The sequence below is a fragment of the Paractinoplanes globisporus DSM 43857 genome (assembly GCF_000379645.1).
Taxonomy (GTDB): Bacteria; Actinomycetota; Actinomycetes; order Mycobacteriales; family Micromonosporaceae; genus Actinoplanes; species Actinoplanes globisporus.
Genome location: NZ_KB903307.1, coordinates 105,598 through 125,637 on the forward strand (window position 1 = coordinate 105,598; position 20,040 = coordinate 125,637).

Annotated in this window: 23 protein-coding genes; 12 read left to right on the top strand and 11 right to left on the bottom strand. The window is 70.9% G+C overall.

Going from position 1 to position 20,040, the window contains the following annotated elements; translation table 11 throughout:
- Positions 1-2: 2 nt before the first annotated feature.
- The 3 genes from A3CQ_RS0122965 to A3CQ_RS0122975 form a co-directional block, all read right to left on the bottom strand.
- Positions 3-1,049 (bottom strand): COG1470 family protein, encoded by a 1,047-nt coding sequence (locus A3CQ_RS0122965; protein ID WP_020513302.1) that lies wholly within the window; start codon positions 1,047-1,049, stop codon positions 3-5.
- Between the two features lie 65 nt (positions 1,050-1,114).
- Positions 1,115-3,067, bottom strand: a complete 1,953-nt coding sequence (locus tag A3CQ_RS0122970; RefSeq protein ID WP_026206062.1) for a purple acid phosphatase family protein — start codon at positions 3,065-3,067, stop codon at positions 1,115-1,117.
- 117 nt (positions 3,068-3,184) lie between these two features.
- Entirely contained in the window at positions 3,185-4,390 is a 1,206-nt protein-coding gene (locus tag A3CQ_RS0122975) for a HupE/UreJ family protein (protein ID WP_020513304.1), read from the bottom strand.
- Between the two features lie 174 nt (positions 4,391-4,564).
- Here A3CQ_RS0122975 and A3CQ_RS0122980 point away from each other — a divergent pair, with 174 nt between their 5' ends.
- The 3 genes from A3CQ_RS0122980 (at position 4,565) to A3CQ_RS0122990 (ending at position 6,561) form a co-directional block, all read left to right on the top strand.
- Positions 4,565-5,245 (top strand): type 1 periplasmic-binding domain-containing protein, encoded by a 681-nt coding sequence (locus tag A3CQ_RS0122980; RefSeq protein WP_020513305.1) that lies wholly within the window; start codon positions 4,565-4,567, stop codon positions 5,243-5,245.
- Between the two features lie 181 nt (positions 5,246-5,426).
- Positions 5,427-6,194 (top strand): alpha/beta fold hydrolase, encoded by a 768-nt coding sequence (locus tag A3CQ_RS53700; RefSeq protein ID WP_020513306.1) that lies wholly within the window; start codon positions 5,427-5,429, stop codon positions 6,192-6,194.
- A 55-nt stretch (positions 6,195-6,249) separates the two neighbouring features.
- Positions 6,250-6,561, top strand: a complete 312-nt coding sequence (locus A3CQ_RS0122990) for a hypothetical protein (RefSeq protein ID WP_245577307.1) — start codon at positions 6,250-6,252, stop codon at positions 6,559-6,561.
- 21 nt (positions 6,562-6,582) lie between these two features.
- Here the strand turns inward: A3CQ_RS0122990 and A3CQ_RS0122995 are convergent, their stop codons facing one another.
- Positions 6,583-7,392, bottom strand: coding sequence for an isocitrate lyase/PEP mutase family protein (locus A3CQ_RS0122995; RefSeq protein WP_020513308.1), 810 nt, complete (start codon positions 7,390-7,392; stop codon positions 6,583-6,585).
- A gap of 43 nt (positions 7,393-7,435) precedes the next feature.
- Between A3CQ_RS0122995 and A3CQ_RS0123000 the strand changes: the two genes are divergently transcribed.
- On the top strand, positions 7,436-8,410 hold the full coding sequence (locus tag A3CQ_RS0123000; RefSeq protein ID WP_020513309.1) for an ArsR/SmtB family transcription factor: 975 nt from the start codon (positions 7,436-7,438) through the stop codon (positions 8,408-8,410).
- 8 nt (positions 8,411-8,418) lie between these two features.
- Here the strand turns inward: A3CQ_RS0123000 and A3CQ_RS0123005 are convergent, their stop codons facing one another.
- Positions 8,419-10,209 (bottom strand): serine/threonine-protein kinase, encoded by a 1,791-nt coding sequence (locus A3CQ_RS0123005; RefSeq protein WP_026206064.1) that lies wholly within the window; start codon positions 10,207-10,209, stop codon positions 8,419-8,421.
- A 136-nt stretch (positions 10,210-10,345) separates the two neighbouring features.
- Here A3CQ_RS0123005 and A3CQ_RS0123010 point away from each other — a divergent pair, with 136 nt between their 5' ends.
- Positions 10,346-12,058 carry a CocE/NonD family hydrolase gene (locus tag A3CQ_RS0123010; RefSeq protein WP_020513311.1) on the top strand — a complete coding sequence of 571 codons (1,713 nt, stop codon included), beginning with the start codon at positions 10,346-10,348 and terminating at the stop codon, positions 12,056-12,058.
- Positions 12,059-12,061: 3 nt separating this feature from the next.
- Here A3CQ_RS0123010 and A3CQ_RS0123015 read toward each other — a convergent pair whose 3' ends face one another.
- Positions 12,062-12,421, bottom strand: coding sequence for a nuclear transport factor 2 family protein (locus A3CQ_RS0123015; protein ID WP_020513312.1), 360 nt, complete (start codon positions 12,419-12,421; stop codon positions 12,062-12,064).
- A gap of 22 nt (positions 12,422-12,443) precedes the next feature.
- Entirely contained in the window at positions 12,444-13,628 is a 1,185-nt protein-coding gene (locus A3CQ_RS0123020; protein ID WP_020513313.1) for a serine hydrolase domain-containing protein, read from the bottom strand.
- A 68-nt stretch (positions 13,629-13,696) separates the two neighbouring features.
- Between A3CQ_RS0123020 and A3CQ_RS0123025 the strand changes: the two genes are divergently transcribed.
- Both A3CQ_RS0123025 and A3CQ_RS0123030 read left to right on the top strand, forming a co-directional pair.
- Positions 13,697-14,170, top strand: a complete 474-nt coding sequence (locus A3CQ_RS0123025) for a hypothetical protein (protein WP_020513314.1) — start codon at positions 13,697-13,699, stop codon at positions 14,168-14,170.
- A 48-nt stretch (positions 14,171-14,218) separates the two neighbouring features.
- A complete protein-coding gene (locus tag A3CQ_RS0123030; RefSeq protein WP_020513315.1) occupies positions 14,219-14,572 on the top strand; it encodes a VOC family protein in 354 nt (117 codons plus the stop codon).
- 119 nt (positions 14,573-14,691) lie between these two features.
- Here A3CQ_RS0123030 and A3CQ_RS0123035 read toward each other — a convergent pair whose 3' ends face one another.
- Both A3CQ_RS0123035 and A3CQ_RS0123040 read right to left on the bottom strand, forming a co-directional pair.
- A complete protein-coding gene (locus A3CQ_RS0123035; protein WP_026206065.1) occupies positions 14,692-15,030 on the bottom strand; it encodes a YnfA family protein in 339 nt (112 codons plus the stop codon).
- A gap of 30 nt (positions 15,031-15,060) precedes the next feature.
- On the bottom strand, positions 15,061-15,417 hold the full coding sequence (locus A3CQ_RS0123040) for an STAS domain-containing protein (RefSeq protein WP_020513317.1): 357 nt from the start codon (positions 15,415-15,417) through the stop codon (positions 15,061-15,063).
- A gap of 287 nt (positions 15,418-15,704) precedes the next feature.
- Here A3CQ_RS0123040 and A3CQ_RS0123045 point away from each other — a divergent pair, with 287 nt between their 5' ends.
- Positions 15,705-16,709 (top strand): AraC family transcriptional regulator, encoded by a 1,005-nt coding sequence (locus A3CQ_RS0123045; protein WP_020513318.1) that lies wholly within the window; start codon positions 15,705-15,707, stop codon positions 16,707-16,709.
- A gap of 19 nt (positions 16,710-16,728) precedes the next feature.
- On the opposite strand, the gene A3CQ_RS0123050 is transcribed toward A3CQ_RS0123045, so the two are convergent.
- Entirely contained in the window at positions 16,729-17,094 is a 366-nt protein-coding gene (locus A3CQ_RS0123050; RefSeq protein WP_157296192.1) for a hypothetical protein, read from the bottom strand.
- 239 nt (positions 17,095-17,333) lie between these two features.
- Here A3CQ_RS0123050 and A3CQ_RS0123055 point away from each other — a divergent pair, with 239 nt between their 5' ends.
- On the top strand, positions 17,334-17,624 hold the full coding sequence (locus tag A3CQ_RS0123055) for a hypothetical protein (protein ID WP_026206067.1): 291 nt from the start codon (positions 17,334-17,336) through the stop codon (positions 17,622-17,624).
- Between the two features lie 15 nt (positions 17,625-17,639).
- Here A3CQ_RS0123055 and A3CQ_RS0123060 read toward each other — a convergent pair whose 3' ends face one another.
- Entirely contained in the window at positions 17,640-18,539 is a 900-nt protein-coding gene (locus tag A3CQ_RS0123060; protein ID WP_020513321.1) for a Gfo/Idh/MocA family protein, read from the bottom strand.
- Positions 18,540-18,584: 45 nt separating this feature from the next.
- Here A3CQ_RS0123060 and A3CQ_RS0123065 point away from each other — a divergent pair, with 45 nt between their 5' ends.
- The 3 genes from A3CQ_RS0123065 (at position 18,585) to A3CQ_RS0123075 (ending at position 19,965) form a co-directional block, all read left to right on the top strand.
- Positions 18,585-18,950, top strand: coding sequence for a hypothetical protein (locus tag A3CQ_RS0123065; protein ID WP_020513322.1), 366 nt, complete (start codon positions 18,585-18,587; stop codon positions 18,948-18,950).
- Positions 18,943-19,386 carry a hypothetical protein gene (locus A3CQ_RS0123070; protein WP_020513323.1) on the top strand — a complete coding sequence of 148 codons (444 nt, stop codon included), beginning with the start codon at positions 18,943-18,945 and terminating at the stop codon, positions 19,384-19,386. The genes A3CQ_RS0123065 and A3CQ_RS0123070 overlap by 8 nt, the downstream gene beginning before the upstream one ends.
- Positions 19,387-19,491: 105 nt before the next feature.
- Positions 19,492-19,965: a hypothetical protein gene (locus A3CQ_RS0123075; protein WP_020513324.1), complete on the top strand. Its 474-nt coding sequence runs from the start codon at positions 19,492-19,494 to the stop codon at positions 19,963-19,965.
- The last annotated feature ends 75 nt before the right edge of the window (positions 19,966-20,040 follow it).

Below are 20,040 nucleotides of genomic sequence, written 5' to 3' on the forward strand. Positions count from 1 at the left end.
CCTCAGCTCGCCTGGGACTCCTTCTCCCGCAGAGCCTTCTCGACGGCCTCCTTGACCCGGGCGTCCTCACGGTCCTTGCGGTGGGACCGCGTACGCCGGGACAGGTACACCGCGCCGACGATCAGCGCGACCAGAAGCAGGACGACCACGAGCAGCGTCCACGGCACGACGAAGCCGTGCACCGTGGTGCTCACCTTGTCGAGCGAGGTCGTCGAGCCCGAGGCGTCGGTCAGCAGCGGAGTCAGCGACGCGGTGACCGCCACGTCGAAGGCCGGGGCGACGCTCTTGACCGGGACCGAGACCTTCCACGACTCGCCCGGGAGCAGCTCGGGCGGCGCGGCGATCGTGGCGGCGCCGGTCTTCAGCCAGCCGAACGGCCCCTCCACGGTCACCGCCTGCTGCGCCGAAAGCGTCGCGTTGCCGGTGTTGTGGATGGTGTACGAGACGATGGCGTGACCCTTGGCGAACGGGTTGAACGTTCCCGCGTAGTCGAGGTGCAGGTCCTCGACCGTCAGCGCGGGCTTGAGATCCCCGCTCACTCGGAGCTTGATCCGGATGCCGAGGCGGCGCTCGACGTTGATGCCGGCCGCGTCGTCGGGCTGGGTCAGCGTGGTGACGATGCCGCCCACGTAGTCGCCGGGCGTGGCGTTCCGCGGGACGGTCACCGCGAACGGCACCTCGGCCGTCTTGCCCGGCTGGACCGCGATCGTGGCCCGGCTGCCCTTCACCCAGGCGCCGATGCCGGTCTGCTTGTCGGTCCGGCCGCGCAGGTCGAGTTGGCCGGTGGCGGTCGTGTAGCCGTCGGCCGTGTAGACGCCGAGGTTGAGCGGGGTCTTGCCGCGGTTGGCGACGACCAGGGCGTCCTGGACCGTGCCGCCCGGGTTCACCGAGTAGCTGTAGCTGGAGCGGTCGGTGCCGAAGGCGTTGGAGGCCGTGCGGACGGTCCAGGTGACGTCACCCTCGTCGGCGAGGGCCGGCACGGGCGACGAAAAAGCCGCCACGGCGGCGAGCAGGGCCGCGGCGGCGGTGCGAACGAGGGTGGTCTTCATCGTGGGGTCCTCGGGGCGATGCGGTGGGGCAGGCGTTCGCGTGAACGCCTGCCCCGGGAACAGAATCAGCTGCTCAGCGCAGTGATCGTGAGGGTGGCGCGGTAGTTGCCCTTGTCGACGCTGTCCGGAACCTTCAGGTCCAGGTCGGCGCCCAGCTTGGCGGTGCCGCGGTCGTGACCCTGGGCCGCGAAGCCGAGGCCACGCGAGACCGACAGGCCCTGACCCTGGTCGTCGAAGCCGGAGGCCACGGCCGGACCGGCCGTCGCGCCCGCGCCCGCGTAGGACACGACCGGCGACCAGCCGAGGTACGAGCCCGGGAACGACTTGGCGCCGTCCTTGAAGTCGCCGACGCTGGCCGAGATCGACCACGGGGCGAGCGAGCGGCGGCTGTCCGACACGACGATCGGGTTGATCGACCCGGTCGACGCGAAGTACTGGCCGTTGCGCTCGGACGCGGTGCCGAGGTCGACGAGGCCGTTGTAGCCGTCGATCGTCCAGCCGAACTCGCCCGGAGCCGGGTTCGGCACGTTGACCTGGATGTCCTGGCCATCGGCGTGGTACGGGTGGATCGTCACCTTGTCCACGATGGAGCCGACCGCCTGGCCGGTGTCGGCGCACGGCGACCGGCCGAGCTCGACGGCCGCGTTCGGGGCGGCGCAGGTGCCACTGCGGAGGTCCTGGACGACCAGCTTGTCGTTGCGGACCTCGACCTTGACGTAGGAGCGGACGTGCTCCTGGTTCTGCACCGAGTTGTACCAGTAGTTGCCCGGGTCCAGCGGGTCGGCGCCGTTGCCCGCGCCGCTGGTGCCGCTGTTGTCCGGAGCGGTGATGTCGTAGTACTTCGAGCCGGAGGCCGAGTTCGCCGTCACGTAGATGACGCCGCCCGGGCCGGTGTACACGTCGGCCTGGCCCGGCTTCTCGTCCGGGTTGGCCTTCGCGCCGTTCTTGATCTCGTAGCTACGCGAGTAGCTGTGGTCGTGGCCCTGCAGGACCAGGTCCACGCCGAGGTTCGAGAACGTGGTCGGGAAGTCGACCCGGCGCACCTTGTTGTCAGCGTCCTTGGCGTGGTCGGCCGGCGAGTAGATCGAGTGGTGGTAGACCAGCACCGTCCACTTCGCCTCGCCGTCGTGCGCCTTGATGGTGTCGGTGACGTACTGGACGTGCGCAGCATCGCCGCCACCGCCGGAAGTGGTGGTGTAGCTGTTGCTGTTCAGGTCGATGAACAGCGTGTCCTTGTAGATGAACCAGTAGTCGCCACCGGACTGCGCGCCGGTCGGAGCGCCGTTCGCGTAGAACGCGGCGGACCGGTCGGTGTTCGGCGTGTAGAGGTGCTGCTCGTACGCCTTGCCGCCGACGTCGTGGTTACCGATGGTGGCGACCCACGGGTACTGACGCAGCTGCTCGGGGGCGAGGAACGCGTTCCACTGCGCCTCGGTGTTGGCCGTCTCGACCTGGTCGCCGCCGGACACCAGGAGCTCGGCGTTCGGGTTGGCGGCCGTCGACACGTTTACCGTGTCCACCCAGCCGGCCTGGTCGCGGGCGACGTCGCCGGACGAGCCGATCTGCGGGTCGCCGTAGAACAGGAAGTCGTAGTCGCCCTCGAAGTCCTGCGTCTTGAACGCGTACGTCGAGGACCAGTTGCCCTCGGAGCCCACGCGGTACGAGTACCCCGTGCTCTCCTTCAGGCCGGTGATGGTGGCGTGCCGGTTGAACCCACCGCTGGTGGCGATGTTGGCGGAGCCGGCCGCGGCGAAGGTGATCGCCGACGCCGGGAACTCGCCGTTCACGAGCTCGGCGGTCGGCGCGACCTGGATCTGCTGGGCGGTGTCGGCCGAGGAGTACCAGGTGACGATCCGCTGGGACTCGTTGGCGCCCACGCCGAGGATGACGCTGGACAGCGTGGCGGTGTCGGCGGCGAGGGCGGGAGCGGCCAGCCCACTGCCGAGGGCCACACCGAGACCCAGGAACGCCGCGGTGGCCGTCGCGACCATCCGGCGGCGTACAAGGCTCGTTCTCATCGGTTTCTGTTCCTCTTTTCCGATTGAGATGAGAGGGATGAAGCAAGATCAAGCTGTCGGCAGCCGGTGAACCAGGCGTGAATGATCACGTAGCTATGCATGTCCCTTCCAGGAAACTCACAGGCCGAACACGCGCTGGACGAACCAGATCAGCCCCATAAGGGACACGCCCGCGGAAATCGCGCCGGTGGTCCAGAGACCCGCTCGCGGCGAACGGCGGCGCAGCACCACCAAAAGCGGGAAAACCATCGCGATGAGCGTCAACTGAACGACTTCGATGCCGACGTTGAAGACCAGCAGCGACCACAGCAGGGTCCAGGACCACGCCTCGTTGATGCCGAGCGCGCCGGCGAAACCGAGACCGTGCACGAGTCCGAAGCAGAACACCACGCCCAGCCGGGTCCAGCCCGCCCGGTCCAGGCTGAAATGGCTGCCACCGGCGGTTTCCAGGTCGGTGGCGTGGTCGCCGCGACGCCAGACCCGGAAGAGATACCAGGCGGCGACCACGGCGATGGAGAGCGCGATGACCGGCTCGACGACCCGGGCCGGCACCTGGACGACGCCGAGCGCGGCGAGCATGAACGTGACGGAATGCGCGAGCGTGAAGCTGGTCGCGGCCAGCACGATCTCCCGTGGACGCCGGGAGCCGGCGATCAGCGCCAGCAGAAAGAGAATGTGGTCGATTCCGGTGAGCAGGTGCTCGGCGCCGAGGCGGAAGAACTCCCAGAAACGCTCGTACCAGGTCTGAGCGGTGGAGAACGACGGCGTGTTCGTGTCGAGCGCCGCGCTTCCGGAATGACCGTCTATCTCGTACGTGACAATGGTTTTGGTGCCTTTGACGTAACCTTCCCCGTCCGGGAAGAGACCGCTGCGCACCTCGTGCTGGTCCGCCCCCGAAGGGCAGGACCAGTCGAGCAAAAGCGTCGTGTAGGGCACGCCTTCCCGCCGGCCCATCGTGAAGTCGCCCGTACGCGTGGCGGTGCAGGCCTTGCCGCCGGAAGTGACCGTGAACCGCTGGGTGACGTACTTGACGGCCTGGTCGGCGTGTTTGTCGAGGGCGGCGGCCATCGCCCCGTCGTCCTGACCGTCGAAGGCGTCGGTCCCGGCACGGAAGAGCGGATCGTCCTTCTCCGCGTCCGCGGTGGAGACCACGAACAGGTCGTACTCGAGACCCAGCGTGGTTCGCACCTTCCCGCCGTCACCCTTGGCGACGTCCACGTAGACGGTCGAGCTGAAACCGTGTGCGAGGGCCGGCCCGGCGTCGAAGAGGGTGATCCCCAGGAAGACGGCGAGGAAGAGGGCCGAGCGGACGGGGCGTGGCATGCGACTCCTTCGGTAAGCCAGTGCACGCTGCACGCCGTGGGTGAACATCAGTCGGACCGGGAGCGAACCGCCGGAAGCAGGCGGCCAAGATCAGGAAGCATGGGCTCGGATCGGGGCTGAACTGGGATAAGAAGGAGCGCGCAACACCCACCACCCCCGAGAGGACCTTTCGACGTGCGCTCCCTGCCTCGGGCCGTCGCCACGCTCGCCGCGGTCGCCGCGCTCGCCGGCGTGAGCGCCGGCTGCGGCAACCCCGACGACGACTGGTCGCGGCCGCACCCGATGCCGACCGCGATCGGGGCGCTCGGCGCGGGCTTCGTCGACCCCACGGCCACGCCGACCCCGGAGGGCACGATCACGCCGAAGCCGGGCTCGTGGAACGACGTCCACCCGCCGAAGGGCTACCGGGTCGTGCTGCTCACGGCCGGGCATGACGAGCCGACCAACGCCCTGGTGGCGGCGGTCAGGGAGTGGGCCAAGGCCGAGGACGTCAGCCTCCGCACGATCGCGGCCGACGGCGACCTCGTGCCGGGCATCTCCAAGGCGGTCGACCTGAAGCCCGACCTGATCGTGAGCGCCGGCAACGAGCTCGTCGACCCGCTGGCCGTGGTCACCGCGAGCCACCTGTCGCAGCAGTTCCTCGTGGTGGGCGCGGAGGTCGCCGAGCCGACCCAGAACGTGACGGCGGCGGACTGGTCGGGCGCGTCGTTCCGCGGGGAGGGGCTCGGCGCGTCCTCGACGTACGACCCGACGTCGTTCACCGCCGAGCGCTGCGGGGCGGCCATCCGCGCGGGCGTGGCCGCCGTGTTGCACAACATCACGGGCATCGTGCTGTGGCTGGACGTCGTCCGATAGTTTTTGAGGCGCTTGACTGAAACTATCGGAAAGTCATCGGAACTTAGGCGTTGACTCCGCCGAAAGCGTGTACCAACAATGAATCGCCCGGGCGGCGCGGCAGTGGGTGGCCGCGCCGTTCGGGCCGCAAGGTGGGAACTGGCCGTTTCCGCGGCCCGCGGGGGCGAGCAGCGTCGGAAGCATGATTCTGCTCATCCATGGCCACCCGTTCGACCACACCCTGTGGGATCCACAAGCCGTCGCGCTGCGCGAAGCCGGCTACGACGTCATCGCCCCCGACCTGCGCGGTTACGGAACCACGCCGACGGTTGCTTCGGAGATAACGTATTTGTCGGACTTTGCCGCCGACCTTGCCCGCGAGCTCGACCGGCACGGCGCCCGCCAAGCGATCATCGTCGGCGTCTCGATGGGCGGCCAGATCGCGATGGAGTTTTACCGCCGATATCCTGACCGCGTCGCCGGCCTGATCCTCTCCGACACCTCCCCGGTCGGCGAGACCGAGGAGGGCCGCCGGTACCGCAACGACCTGGCCGACCGGCTGCTGGCCGAGGGCATGACCGGCTATGCCGCCGAGGTCCTGGACAAGATGATCACCCCATACCACGTGAATGCGCTGCCCGGCGTCGCTGAGCATGTCCGCCGGATGATGCTCGCCACCTCGCCGGCGGGTGCGGCGGCGGCGCTGCGCGGCCGGGCCGAGCGCCCCGACTACCAGGACACCCTCGAGACCGTACGGGTGCCGACGCTGATCCTGGTCGGCACCGAGGACCCGTACACCCCGCTCGCCGACGCCGAGCTGATCCGCAAGCTCGTCCCCGGCAGCGATCTGGTCGTCGTCGACGGCGCCGGCCACCTGCCCGGCCTGGAGAAGCCCGAGCAGGTCAACGCGGCCCTGCTCGCGTTCCTCAACTCACACTTTCCGATCGAGCGCATTCCGGCCGAGGCGTGATCGGCGCCATCGTGGTAGACCCGACGGCGACGGGTACCTCGAAAGGATGGCGAACATGGCTAGTGAAGATCTCCCCACCGAGGCGGCCGAGGGTCATCGCGACCGCCGGTTCCACGGCGGCACGCCCGCGCACCTGGACGACGACGAGCTCGCCCGGCGCACCGAGGCCGAGCGCGCCGAGGCCGGGGTGTCCGATTACGACCCCGGCGACGTGCCCGCGGCCACCGACGACCCGGTCCCGTTCGACCCCGCGTTCGACGAGGTCGAGCAGGACATCGAGAGCGTCACCGCGCGGCAGGAGGCGGAGGGCGAGACGACCCCGCTCAGCGAGGACAACCCGTTCCCGCCCACCCGCTACGCGGAATAGCGCCCCGGCTGCTGGGGGCGCTCAGGCCCCCAGCAGCCCGTTCAACTCGCCGTATTCGATGGCTTCGCCGACCGACGTGTACGTGCCGTCGGTGAGCGCCTCCCGCGCGGCGCGTCGCATCAGCGCGTACGCCGCCTGGGCCACGCCCGAGCCCAGGCTGACCCGGGCCACCCCGAGCGCGGCCAGCTCCGCCACCGACGGCGCTCCCGGCCAGACCAGCACGTTCATCGGCGCCGGGATCTTCGCGACCAGCGCGCCCACGACCTCGGGATCGACCGCACCCGGCACGAAGATGCCGTCCGCGCCCGCCGCAATGTAGGCCTCGGCCCGGGCCACCGTGTCGGCGAAGTCGCCGCTGCCGAGCAGGTAGTTGTCGATCCGTGCGTTGATGAACAGGTCGTCGCGCGGGGCCGCCTCGCGCGCGGCGGCCAGCCGGGAGACCATCTCGTCGACGGGCCGGAGGGAATCCTCGATATTGACGCCCGCGGCGCCGGCCGCGACCACGCCCCGGATCGTCTCGGCGACGCCGGCCGGGTCGTCGCCGAAGCCCGACTCGATGTCGGCGGTCACCGGCACCGAGACGGCGGACACCACGCGGCGAACAGCGGCGACGGCCGTCTCACGGTCGAGGGCGTCGCCGTCCCGGGCACCGAGGCTCCAGGCGACACCGGCGCTGGTCGTGGCAACGACCGGGGAGCCGGCGGCCTCGGCGACGCGGGCGCTGGCCGCGTCCCAGGCGTTGGCGAGAACCAGCGGCGAGCCCGGGACGTGCAGGGAACGAAGAAGTGCGGCTTGTTGAGTCACGAGGACAGTCTTCGCCCCGGTCGGCATCGCGCGTAAGGTTTCAGCACCAGCTAAAACCACGGAGGCGGCAATGGCCACCATCGGCCTGTCGGCGACGGCCGCCACGCGCATCCGCTTCGCCGTGTCCTGCCTGTGGGAGGTGCTGGCGAGTGTCCGCATACTGCGCGACCCCGGGGTGCCGGCCGTGCACCGGCGCTGGGCCGACCGAGCCCGCGCCGGCGTCGACGAGACCGGCCTGTTGTGGCAGCTGGTGGCCCCGAGCGGCGGCTACACGCCCGACTTCCTGACCCCGTCGCCGACCGGGCTCGCCGCCGACCTCGACCGCGAGCTCGACGGCCTGCGCGCCACTCCGCCGTCGGTCGTGCGCTTCCAGCTCGCGTCGGCCGGTCGCGCCGGCCCGTCCCGCGACGACCCCGCCGGCCATCTTGCCCGGCTCGCGGACGACCCGGCCGCCGGCCTGGCCCGGCTGGCCGACGAGATCGCCGCTTACTGGTCGGTCGCGATCGCCCCCGACTGGCCGCGCCTGCGCGCGCTGCTCGACGCCGAGGTGCAGCGCCGGGCCCGCCGCCTGGCCGAGAACGGCAGCGACGCGATCCTGAACGACCTGCATCCCCGCGTCTCCTGGCGGGCCGGGACGCTCACCATCGACCAGCCGCACTGTGTCGCCCCCGACGTCCCCTCCGGCTCCGGACTCGTCCTGATCCCGTCGGTCTTCGTCTGGCCGTCGGTCCTCACGGTCACCGTCGGCGAGCCGCAGCTCGCCTATCCGGCTCGCGGCGTGGCCACCCTGTGGGAGCGTTCGTCCCGCGAGTCGGACGCGCTGACCGCGCTGCTCGGCCGGGGCCGGGCGCGTCTGCTGACCGAGCTGGCCACTCCGCTGTCCACCACGGAGCTCGCCCGGCGCACGGGCATCACTCCGGGCGGTGTCTCGCAGCATCTGACGACGCTGCGCGCCGCCGGGCTGGTGGTCGCGCACCGTCAGGGCCGGTCGCTGCTCAACACGCGAACCGCGGTGGCCGAGGCGCTACTCTCCGCCGCGTCCTAATCATTCGCTCACAGCGGCAGCACCACCGGTGTTGGCGTGCCGGCCACGCAGGTCACCGTCATGCGATAGCGCGTCGGCGTGCCGGCGAAGACGATCACCGCGGTGAGCGCCGGGCCCGGCTCGACCTTGTCCACGGTGTAGCCGGAATTCTCGTGCCACGAGGTCAGCGTCGCCTTGCCCTGCCCGCAGGTCGCGAAGGCATAGCCGCCGGGCGAGTCGAGCCGCTTCCCCGCGGGCGCCGCCGATCCGCCACCGGACGGGCTCGGCGTCCCCGGCGATCCGGACCCCGGGCCGGCCGATCCCGCCGGCACACCGCCGGGGCTCACCGACCCGATCGGCTCACTCCCCGCAACCGGCGGTCGCACCGGCACGTCGGTCGGAGTCGGTCGCGTAGCCGCACTTCCGTCACTCACCGCAGGCATCCCAAGACCGGCGCTCACGCTGGGTGCGGCAGTTACGGTCGCTGCCGCCTGCGGCGCCTCACGATCCACATCGGACGGCCCGCCGAGCGCCAGCCCGACGAGCGCCGCGATCACGACGACCACGATCGCCACCCCGAGCAGCACCCGGCCACGCTGCTCAAAAAACCGCGGTTCGCCGCCGGCTTCCGGTGGCTCATTCCCCTTTTCCCGTACGGGGGAGCCACCGCTCCCGACCACAAGACCGGCTCCCCATTTCGCGGGGGAATCCCACCGCGCGCCGGCCACCGTCTCGGCCGCCGGTGCGCGCCGCTGGTTGACGGCACCCCGCGCCGGCCGGACCACCGCCTCGGCACTCTCCTGCCCGGCGTTGCGCCTGCCCGCCGCCGCCGGCTCGGGTTCGCCGGCCGGTCCCGCGTTGAAGCCCGGCCTCCCCCGGCCGCCGTCGGAGTCTCGTCCCAGGCCGGTTCCCCGGTTGGCCGCGGCCGCGCCCGCGCGCACCGACGTCTCCGCATCGAGATCGTCGGCTCCGCCGTCGGCGGGCGCTTCCACCCGTACGAGATCGGGATGTGCGGCCTCGGCCGCGTCACCCAGCGTGGCCGACACCTCGGCCGCGCTCGGACGGGCGTCGGGATCCTTGCGGAGGCAGCGGTCGATGAGATCGCCCACGGCCGGCGGCACGCCCGGTAACGACGGCAGCGGCACCGGGTCCTGGTAGACGTGGGCGCGCAGCATCTGCGTGGTGCTCTCGACCGACCAGGGCGACTCGCCGGTCAACAGCCGATAGAGCAGCACGCCGAGGGCATAGACGTCCGACGCTGGGATGATCAGATCGCCGGTCAGCCGCTCGGGAGCCAGATAGGCCGGCGTGCCGACCAGCATGTCCTCGGGCGACGCCGGTCCCGCCGCCGCCGCGATGCCGAAATCGACGACCTTGGCGCCGGCCGGGGTGACCATGATGTTGGCCATCTTGATGTCGCGGTGCACCAGGCCGTGATCGTGCGCGGCCGCCAGCGCCGCCGCCACCTCGCCGCAGATGCGGAAGACCGTGCGCGGCGGCAGCTTGCCCGAGGAGACGCGCTGCTGCAGCGTGGGACCGTTGACCAGCTCCATCACCACATAGGGCGTGCCGGTGCCGGTCGCCTCGCCGTAGTCGTAGACCTGGGCGATGTTCGGATGGGACAGGGTCGCCGCCGAGCGCGCCTCGTCCCGGATGCGGGCCCGTGACTGCGGATCGTCGACGAATCGCCCGGCCAGGAGCTTGACCGCGACCGGCCGCCCGAGGACCTCGTCCCGGGCGCGCCACACCACCGCCATGCCACCACTGCCCAGTTCATCGAGCAATTTGTAGCGGCCGCCGAGCGTCTGCCGAACCTCCACCGTGGCAGTGTGCCCGTCCGGACGGAAAATCGCACATCCACATCCACTCGAATGCCATTCACATTTCATTTCCCAGTGTGATCAACTGTCATTTCCACCGGTTCCCGAGAATTGATCAAGAGCGAGGGGTACGGGGATGGCCGAATCGACACGGCGGCTCACCGACGCCGCCCTCAGCCGGCTGCTGCGCCTGCCTCCGGTGCGCAACGACTACACGGTCTCGCCCGTGCGCACGCCGATGCGCGACGGTGTGATCCTGCAGGGCGATCATTTCGAGCCCGTCACGCGTACGTCCCGGGGCACCGTTCTCGTGCGCACGCCGTACGGCCGCGGCTGGCCCCTCGCCCTGCTCAACGGCCGGGTCTTCGCCGCTCGCGGGTACCACGTGGTGATCCAGAGCGTGCGCGGGACGTTCGGCTCGGGCGGCGCGTTCCGGCCGATGGCCCAGGAGATCGAGGACGGCCCCGACACCATCGCGTGGCTGCGCGACCAGCCTTGGTTCGACGGCCGGCTGGCCACGCTGGGCGGCTCCTACCTGGGCTGGACGCAGTGGAGCGCTCTGATCGAGCCGCCGGCCGAGCTCCGGGCCGCGATCGTGCTGGTCGGCCCGCACGACTTCCGCACGGCGGTCTACGGCACCGGCGCCTTCACGCTCGGCGACTTCCTCGGCTGGAGCGACCAGATCGCCCATCAGGAGGACGGCGGATATCTGCGGCGGGCGGCCGTGATGGCCCGCGCGCCGCGCCGCCTGCGCCCCGCCCTCGAAGGCCTGCCGCTCCCGGTGGCGGCCGAGCCCGTGCTGCGCGGCCGCGCGCCGTGGTACCGCGAGTGGCTCTCCCACCCGCTCGAGGAGGACCCGTGGTGGGCGCCGTACCGGGCCGGCGAGGCCCTGCGGCGGATCGACGCCCCGGTCCTGCTGATCGGCGGCTGGCAGGACCTGTTCCTCGACCAGACCCTTCAGCAGTACGCGGCACTCCGCTCGCGGAACGTCGAGGTGGGGCTGACCGTGGGCCCGTGGACCCACCTGGACGTCGCCACCCGCGGGACGGGCATCGTCGCCCGCGAGACGCTCGCCTGGCTGGACCAGCACCTGGCCGGCGGCCCGGCCGCCCGCAAGCACCCGGTCCGCGTCCACCGAACCGGCGAGTCCCGCTGGCACGCCCTGCCCGCCTGGCCCCCGTCCACGCTTCCGGCCGTCTTCCACCCCCACGCCAACGGCACTTTGACCACCGCACCCGCGGCACCTGCCGAGCCCACGCCCACCGAGCCGGCGCCCGTCACGCCCGAGCCCGCGACGCCTACGCCCGCATCGGTGCCGGTCGGCGGAACGGTGAGCTTTCGTTACGACCCGGCCGACCCGACGCCGGCGCTGGGCGGGCGCACGCTCACCGGCACGATGGGCGTCAAGGACAACCGCCCGCTCGAGGCCCGCCCCGACGTCGTCACCTTCACCACCGACCCGCTGCCCACCGCGGTCGACGTGGCCGGCCGCCCGGCGCTGACGCTGGCCATCGCCGTGGACCCGCCGCACGCCGACGTCTTCGTCCGCCTCTGCGACGTCGACGACCACGCGCGCTCGCACAATTTCGCCGACGCGATGCTCCGCCTCGACCCGGACGCCCCCGCCGGCGAGGTGCAGAACGTGACGCTCACCCTCGACCCGTGTTTCCACCGGCTGCGGGCCGGCCACCGGCTCCGCCTGCAGATCTCGGGCGGCGCCTTCCCTCGTTTCGCCCGCAACCTCGGCACCCCGGGCAACCCGGCCGACGGCCACGTCCTCCGCCCGTCCCACCACACGATCCACTGCCCCGCGACGAGCCTCACCCTCCCGGTCGCCGCGGCCGAATAGCGATCAACTCTTGGGGTGCTGCATCCACCACTCGGTGAATTGGCGGGCCTGACCGAGATTGTCGAGCCGCAGGACCCACAGGTTGCTGAACGTCTTTTTCGGATATTTCGTCGTCGCTTCGATGATCGCCACTTCGTCGGTGATGATCACCGGATGCCACTCGAAGGTGGTGGTGCCGGGTTTGTCGGCATTCTTGATCCAGTTTTCGACAATGGCGTCGCGGCCCAGCCAGGGTTTCGCGAACGGCTCGGTGAAATACGCGCCGTCCTCGGCGAAAAGCCCGGCTATGTCCTCCGGATCATTCGACTCCCACGCCTTGCGATAGTTCTCGATCCACGCCGTGACCGCGTCGAGATTGCTCATCGTGCGCCCTCCCCAGGGTCGATCACTGTCCCGCGCTCCCATCCTCCTCGCGCGCGAGCCGGTTGAACTCCGGCAGTGCGCCGCCCCACAGCAGATCGCTGACCTGACTGAGCACGATCGCGATCAGCCCCTCGGCCGGGTCGTTGAACCAGGTCGTGCCGTAGCCGCCGGACCAGCCATAACGACCGGCCGCGGACACCTCGTCATCTGCCACGGTCACCGCCATGCCGTAACCCCACCCGGCGCCGCCGAGGAGGAAGCCGCCGCTCTCGATCTGGGCCGGGCTCAGGTGGTTGCGCGTCATCGAGGCCACCGACTGCGCCGAGAGCACCCGGGTCCCGCCGTGGACGCCGCCGTTGAGCAGCATGCGGGCAAAGGCGAGGAAGTCGTCGGCGGTGGAGGCCAGGCCGCCCGACCCGGACGGGAACGCCGGCGGACGGCTCCAGATCTCGGGACCCGAGTTCGTCTGCTCGGTCATCTTTCCGGTGGACTGATCGGTCATGTAGTGCCCCGGGAGCTCGGCGGCGCGCTCGGCCGGCAGCCAGAAGCCGGTCTCGCTCATGCCGAGCGGGGCGAACACCCGGTCGTACAGCACCTCGGGGAGCGGGCGGTCGTCGGCCCGGGCCAGCAGCACGCCCAGGAGCAGGGTGCCGACGTTGTACATCCAGGCGTCGCCGGGCTGGCGGATCAGCGGGAGCGAGCCGAAGCGGCGGATCCACTCGTCGGGGGCGTGCGGGGAGCGCGGGTCGGGCGGGCCGAGGACGAGACCGAGCTCGATGCCGGCCTGGACGATCGGGTAGGGCGGGTCGATGCCGTCGGCGGTCAGGATGTGCCCGAAGCCCATCGTGAAGGTGAGCAGGTCTTCCACCGTGAGCGGGCGGACCGCCTCGACCGTGTCGTCGAGCGGGGCGTCGGGGCGGCTCAGCACCCGCTGGCCGGCGATCTCGGGCAGCAGCTTGGCCACCGGCTCCTCGAGGTCGAGACGATCGTCCTCGGCGAGCATGAGCGTGGCGGCGGCCATCACCGGCTTGGTCATCGAGGCGATGCGGAACGGGGTGTCGCGCCGCATCGGGACGTCGCCGCCGAACCTGGTCGTGCCGACGGTGTGGACAGTGACGTCGTCGCCGCGGGCCACCAGCGCGACCAGGCCGGGGAACTGGCCGCGCCCGACCCGGGCGGCGATGGCATCACGCAGAGGAGAAGTCATGGGGACAGCCTGCCAGGCCCCTCCGACATTTTCCGGTTCTGTCGGAGGGCGTCACTAGGGTCGGCGGCATGGAACAGAACTGGCGGCATCTCCCGCCACCGGCCCGGCCGATCGCGGTCGCGGCGGTCGCCGCCGTCGACGCGGCCCAGCGCCACGACGAGCCCGATCTGACGGCCGCGGTCGACGACCTCGCCGCGCTCGACCCGGCACAGACCGGCCTCGTGCTGGGCACCCTCGTGCGCCTCCTGCTGGAAGACACCCATCCCGACGGCCTCGACGGCGAGGCCGTGCGTGGCGTGCTCGAGCGCGGCGTGCGCGCCGCCGCTCAGTGGCAGCCCGAGGTCGACCCGCATGTGATGTTGCTGCTGCTGGCCGGCGCGCTCGGCGTCACCGACGAGGGCGACGACGAGCCACCGCCGAAACCCGGGACGCTGGCCCGCCACTCCGCCCTGCTCGTCGCCGACCTGTTGGGTCCGCGCCCGGTCGGGCCGTTCGTCGCCGCCACCTTCACCGAGCTCGAGCGCGCCCAGCTGAACGACTGATCACCCGATTCGATCGTTGAGAGAGCGCACCGACGATCGAGGAGAGACATGGCCATCGTGCGCACCGATCCGGGCCTGCTGCTGCGGCCGATCGTTCACGTCCGCGACCTCCCCGCCTCGATCGCGTTCTACGAGCGGCTCGGCGCCGAGCTCATCCACGGCGACCGTGAGACGGGCTGGGTCCTGCTCCAGCTGGGCACGGTCCAGATCGTCCTGACCGCGCGCGGCGAGCCGGGCATCGAGCTGCACTTCGAGGCGGACATGCCGCTCGAGCAGCTGGAACGTCGCCTGCACCGGGCCGGCTACCCGGTGGCCGAGGTGGCGACCGACCGGGATTTCGGCGAGCAGCTCCGCGTGCGTACGCCCGATGGATTTGACATCACGATCAGCCGGTGGGAATGAGCCAGGTCGCTCTCGGTGAGTCTCCGGCGGTCGCGGGCCTCGGAAACTGCCGATGATTTTCGGTCCGCCCTCCTCGACGATTGCCGGCCGGCGCATCACGAAGTTCGGCAAATGCCAGATCAGGCCGCGCCGCGCGGTGCGTACATGATGACGGCGACGCCCGCCAGACACAGGCCGGCCCCGATCAGGTCGTACCGGTCGGGGCGGAATCCGTCGGCGACCATCCCCCAGACCAGCGAGCCCGCGACGAAGATGCCGCCGTACGCCGCCAGGATCCGGCCGAAGTGCGGGTCGGGCTGCAGGGTCGCCACGAAGCCGTACGCCCCGAGCGCGAGCACCCCGGCGCCCACGAAGAGCAGCCCACGATGCTCCCGCACACCCTGCCAGACCAGCCACGCGCCGCCGATCTCGGCGAGCGCGGCCAGCACGAACAGCCCGATGGAACGCAGCACGGTCACGTGCCGCATTCAACCATCAAAGGCCTGAAGTCAGGACGGGCGCAGGCCGACCGACGTGCGCGGCTGGGGCGGCTCGGCGCAGCCCAGCAGGCCGACGAGCCCGGACACCCACAGCTGGCGGTAGACCGTCGGGCTGGGATGGCTGACCACCAGCTTGACGCCGCTCGCGGCGGCGGTGTGGAAGCAGGCGACAAGTATGCCGATCCCGATACTGTCGATCAGCATTACCCGTTGCAGGTCGAGGCAGATCTTGCCCGGCGTGCTGCTGGTGAGGACGTCGTTGACGGCGTCCCGCATCACGTGGGCGTTGTCCAAGTCGATCTCTCCGCTGGGCGCGACCTCAACGGTGCCATCGGCCAACTGGCGGGTAGTGATCGGCAGATACACGGCTGCCCTCTTCCTGGCGTCGAGCGGGCCGACGCCGAACCTACCGCGTGGAGGCGCGCGGCCGACTGAAACCGCCGGACCGGACGCCGGGCGCCTCGCCCAGACGCCGCCCTCCCACCGCGTTCCTACAACAATCCGCTGGTCTGCAAGTTACGCCACGTAGGCGCGGAACGCCAGAGTAGTTCATATGGCCTGAATGTGCTGGAACGGTCAGTGGGTGGCGGGAACGTTGACGTTCCAGGACTCGGGTGCGAATACTCACCGTATGCGATGGAGTCCGCTTCGGTATGGATGATGTCTACCCGTGGTCCGGCCCGGCATACTCCGAAGTGCCCGACATAATCCACTTCAGCAGCGTAGACATCGATCAGGCCCAGTCCGTGCTAAATCGTTTCTACTATCCTGTGGCAGTCGGCACGCCGGAGGGCGCGGACAGTTTCGGCCTGGGTGTGGAAGTGATCCAACTCGGACCGTTGACGGTCGGACAAATCAGCTTCGCGGGCGCGGTCAGCTTTGTCGTGCCCGAGCTCGACGCGTACCACGTGAGCATGCCGACAGCGGGGCGTATGCAGGCCCGGCACGCTGGGCACGAGGTCGTGGCCGGCCCCTCGACCGGGGTCGTCTTCGGCCCGGGCGGTCCCGTCTACACCATGCACGACGCGAACTCGGCCGAACTCGCCGTGAAGATCGAGCGGGCCGCCCTCGAACAGGAGCTGGCCGCCATGCTCGGCCGCCCGGTCGTGGGACCGATCGACCTGCCGCCGGCCATCGACCTCTCCGGCGGGCCCGGGCACAGCTGGAGCCGGCTGGTACGGCTGCTGCGTGACGAGCTGGAGCACAAGGAGAGCCTGATCTACCAGCCGCTGATCGCCGAGCAGCTGCGCAGCAGTGTCCTCAGCGGCCTGCTGCTGAGCGTCCCCCACCGCTACCACGCCGAGCTGACCGGGCCGGTCACCGCGGGTCCGCCGCGCGCGATCCGGCGGGTCGTCGACGCCGTGCACGACGAGCCGGAGCGGGCGTTCACGGTGGCCGACCTCGCGGCGATCGCCGGGATGAGCGTGCGGTCACTGCAGGAGGGCTTCCGGCGGCACCTCGGCTGCACGCCGATGGCGTACCTGCAGCAGGAGCGCCTGCTGCGGGCGCACGAGACGCTGCGGCTGTCCGACCCCCTGAGGATCACCGTGGCCACGGTGGCACACCGCTGGGGCTTCGCTCATCTCGGCCGATTCGCGTCGGCCTATCGGACCCGCTTCGGCGAGGCGCCGTCGGACACGCTGCGCCGGCCGAGCTGAGCCGTCACCCGATCGAGGGTCACTCGCCCGGGTCGCTGCGGCGCGGCTGCGGCACGCCGTTGGGCCGCCGGGCGCCGGAGAAGACACCGAACAGGTGACCGCGCTCAGGCGTCCACTCGCGCCACGGCCCGAGCCGGCGCGGTACCGCCGCCAGGTCGCCGTCCCCGGCCCCGCGCTGCTCGCGGAGGAACTCCACGACGCGCTCGCAGGCCGGGCCCGCGTCCTCGGCCAGCGCCAGCAGCAACCGCCGTGCCTGGTCGGCGGCCGGATCGCACGGGTCGAGGCCGGGCACGTCGCCGGCCGGTCGCCGCAGCAGCGCGGCCATGCCCGCCAGCGCCTGCATCACGTCACATGCGTCCCGCTCCGCGTCGGACAGGCTTGTCACGCGTCTCCCCCTCACCAACACGACCGGCCGGGCTCGTTCACCGTGGGTACGGACTCCGTCACTTCCGTGCACGCGAAAATGTATTCGTCCCGCTACTAAGCGTCCATCCGTAACGCGCGATTCCTGTCCAGTTAGCGCTCAGTTTGACCGGTCGAGGGCTCGATCGTCCGTTTCCCACCCATGGTCACCATGGGCATGACGGGGTAAGACGGGTATGACGCCAACTCTGGAGGATGACCATGACTGACGAGATTCGCCCGCCGCTGGAGGAGAGCGAGGAGGTGGCGGACGCGATCGACGACGACGTGGCCGTGGACGCCTTCATCACCGGCGGTGGCACCGACCGCGACACGCCCGAGTTCCTCCAGCCGGGAGAGGAGCCGCACTGGCGTACGGGCGCCGACCAGCAATGGGACCCGGAGGACGTGGCGGTGGCCGAGGGTCGCGACCCGACCCCGGAGAACGTCGAGCGCGCGCGCAAGGAGATCGAGCGGGACGGAGCGGCGACGATCGAGCGCATCGTCCCCTGAGACGGTGGTGCGGCCCTATCGGCCGACGGCGACGGTGCGACCGCTGGTGATCGCCTCCTGGCAAGCCGCCAGGACGGCGGTCACCTCTGCGCCGAACCGCACGTCGATGGCCGGCGCCGGTCCTCCCCCGGCCGCGGCGATCAGCTGGTCGATACCGCGCCCGAGCGCCTGGTCGGCACGCCATTGCGCGTCCGGGAACCGGCGCAGGCCGGCCTCGCCCGCAAAGACCACTTCCTGGCGTACCTCATCCTCGGCGGCATCGACGCTGAGGGTGAGCGTGCTGATCGCGCCGCCCTCGTGCCGCAGCAGGGCGTGGGTCATGTCGTGCGGCCCGGCCATCGCGGTCACCTCGGTGACCGGGCCGAGCACCGGCAGGAGCAGGGCGAGCGCGTGCGGGCCGACGTCCCAGAGACCGCCCCTCGCCTGGCGCCACGCCGACTCCCCGAACGGGCTGCCGGTCGTGAAGATCGAACCGAGGTGGTCGACGCGCGCCTCTCGCCAGCCACCGAGCGCCACCAGCTCGGCCAGCAGATCGTCGGTCTCGGGCACCAGCCGCCGGGTGAAGAAGACCACCGACGCCAGGTCACGCTCGGCGACGGCCTCGGCGATCTCGTCGGCCTCGGCCGCGGTGAAGGCAACCGGCTTGTCGAGCAGCAGATGTCGGCCGGCCCGGGCGGCCCGCAAGGCGATCGGCGCCTGCACATCCGGCGGGAGGGCGATCGCGACGGCGTCGACATCACCGATCAGATCTTCGATTTCCCCGTACGCCTTCGCGCCGTACTCGGACGCGAGAGCGGCCGCCTTGTCGGGATCGCGCCCCCAGACCCCCACGAACTCGACGTCCTGGTGATCGCCCAGCGCGGGCGCGTGTGCGAGGTGAGCCCAGGGTCCCGTGCCGAACAATCCGAAGCGCATGGTCCGCAAGCTATCAGGCTCCAAGCGATCAGTACGCTGTGCCGGGTGAACGGTCCCCTGTCGGTCGCGACCATCGTCGCGGCCCTCGTGCTGGCGGCATGGTTCCTGCTGCGCGCCGCCCTCAACCGCGCGCCCGGGCGCGCCGAGCTCATCGCCACCGCCGTACTCGGCGTGCTGGTCGCGGTGCTTGTCATCGTGGCGGTGATCGGCCTTTTCGACGGCTCCCGCCCGCAGGAGACGGCCACCTTCGCGGGCTATCTGATCACCACGATCGCGTTCGCCCCGGTCGCTCTTTACCTGGCGAAGATGGAGCCCACCCGCTGGGGCAACCTCATCCTCGGCGTCGCCTGCCTGGTGCTGCCGGTCCTGGTGCTGCGGCTGCAGCAGATTGCGTCGGTGACCGTTGCCTGACTCACCCCCCACCACCCGGCCCGCCGACGCCGCGCTCAACACCGGCCTCGGCCGGGTGCTTCTTTTCGTGTACGGGGTGTTCGCCCTCTCGGCGAGCGCCCGCGCCCTGGTGCAGATCGCCACGCACTTCTCCGAGGCGCCCCTGGCCTACCTGCTGTCGGCCCTGGCCGGCCTGGTCTACATCGCCGCCACGGTCGGCCTGGCGATCGGCGGCACCCGCGGCCGCCGCATCGCGCTGACCAGTTGCAGCATCGAGCTCGTCGGCGTCCTGATGGTCGGCACCCTCAGCATCGCCGACGCGATCGCCTTCCCCGACGACACGGTCTGGTCGCGGTACGGCAGCGGCTACGGATACGTCCCGCTGGTCCTCCCGTTCATCGGCCTCTGGTGGATCTGGCGCCACCGTCCCACCCGTCCCACCCCTGACGCGGAGTAATACCGGCTGCCCGGTACCCGTTTACTCCCGCTGGCCGCAATGCCGGCCCCGCCCTTCCGGATGAGCATCGATCGGAGAAGCTCGCCGTCGAAGGGAACCGGACCGATGACCAACCATGTGATGCACGCGGGTTCACACGTAACCTGGCGTGACACCGCCGTAGCCCAGCGCGCGCTCGCCGTCGTGACGGCGGTCCTGCTCGGCGTCGACGCCTACGTCCACCTGCACGACGCCGGCCAGTACGACCAGTTCCGCTCGTCCGTGATGAGCGAAGGCACCCTCTTCCGCATCCAGGCCGTCGTCGCGATCGTGGTCGCCCTGGCCGTGCTGATCCGGCCGAACATCCTCACCTGGATCCTCTCGCTCCTGGTCTCGGCGAGCGTGGCCATCGCGGTGACCCTGTACACGTACGTCAATGTGGGCCAGCTGGGCCCGATCCCCAACCTCTACGAGAACACCTGGAACGAGCCCGGAAAGGTCGGCTCCGCCGTCGCCGAGACACTGGCCGCCCTCGTCTCCATCGCCGGCCTGATCCTCGCCCTCCGAACCCGCCGCCACGCCACGCACCGGGCAAGCTAGTCGCCGGCCGATCGACCGGGTCGCCAGGCCGACGAGGTCTCGAACGCCCGGAGGTCGCGAGGCGGGAAGGCATGC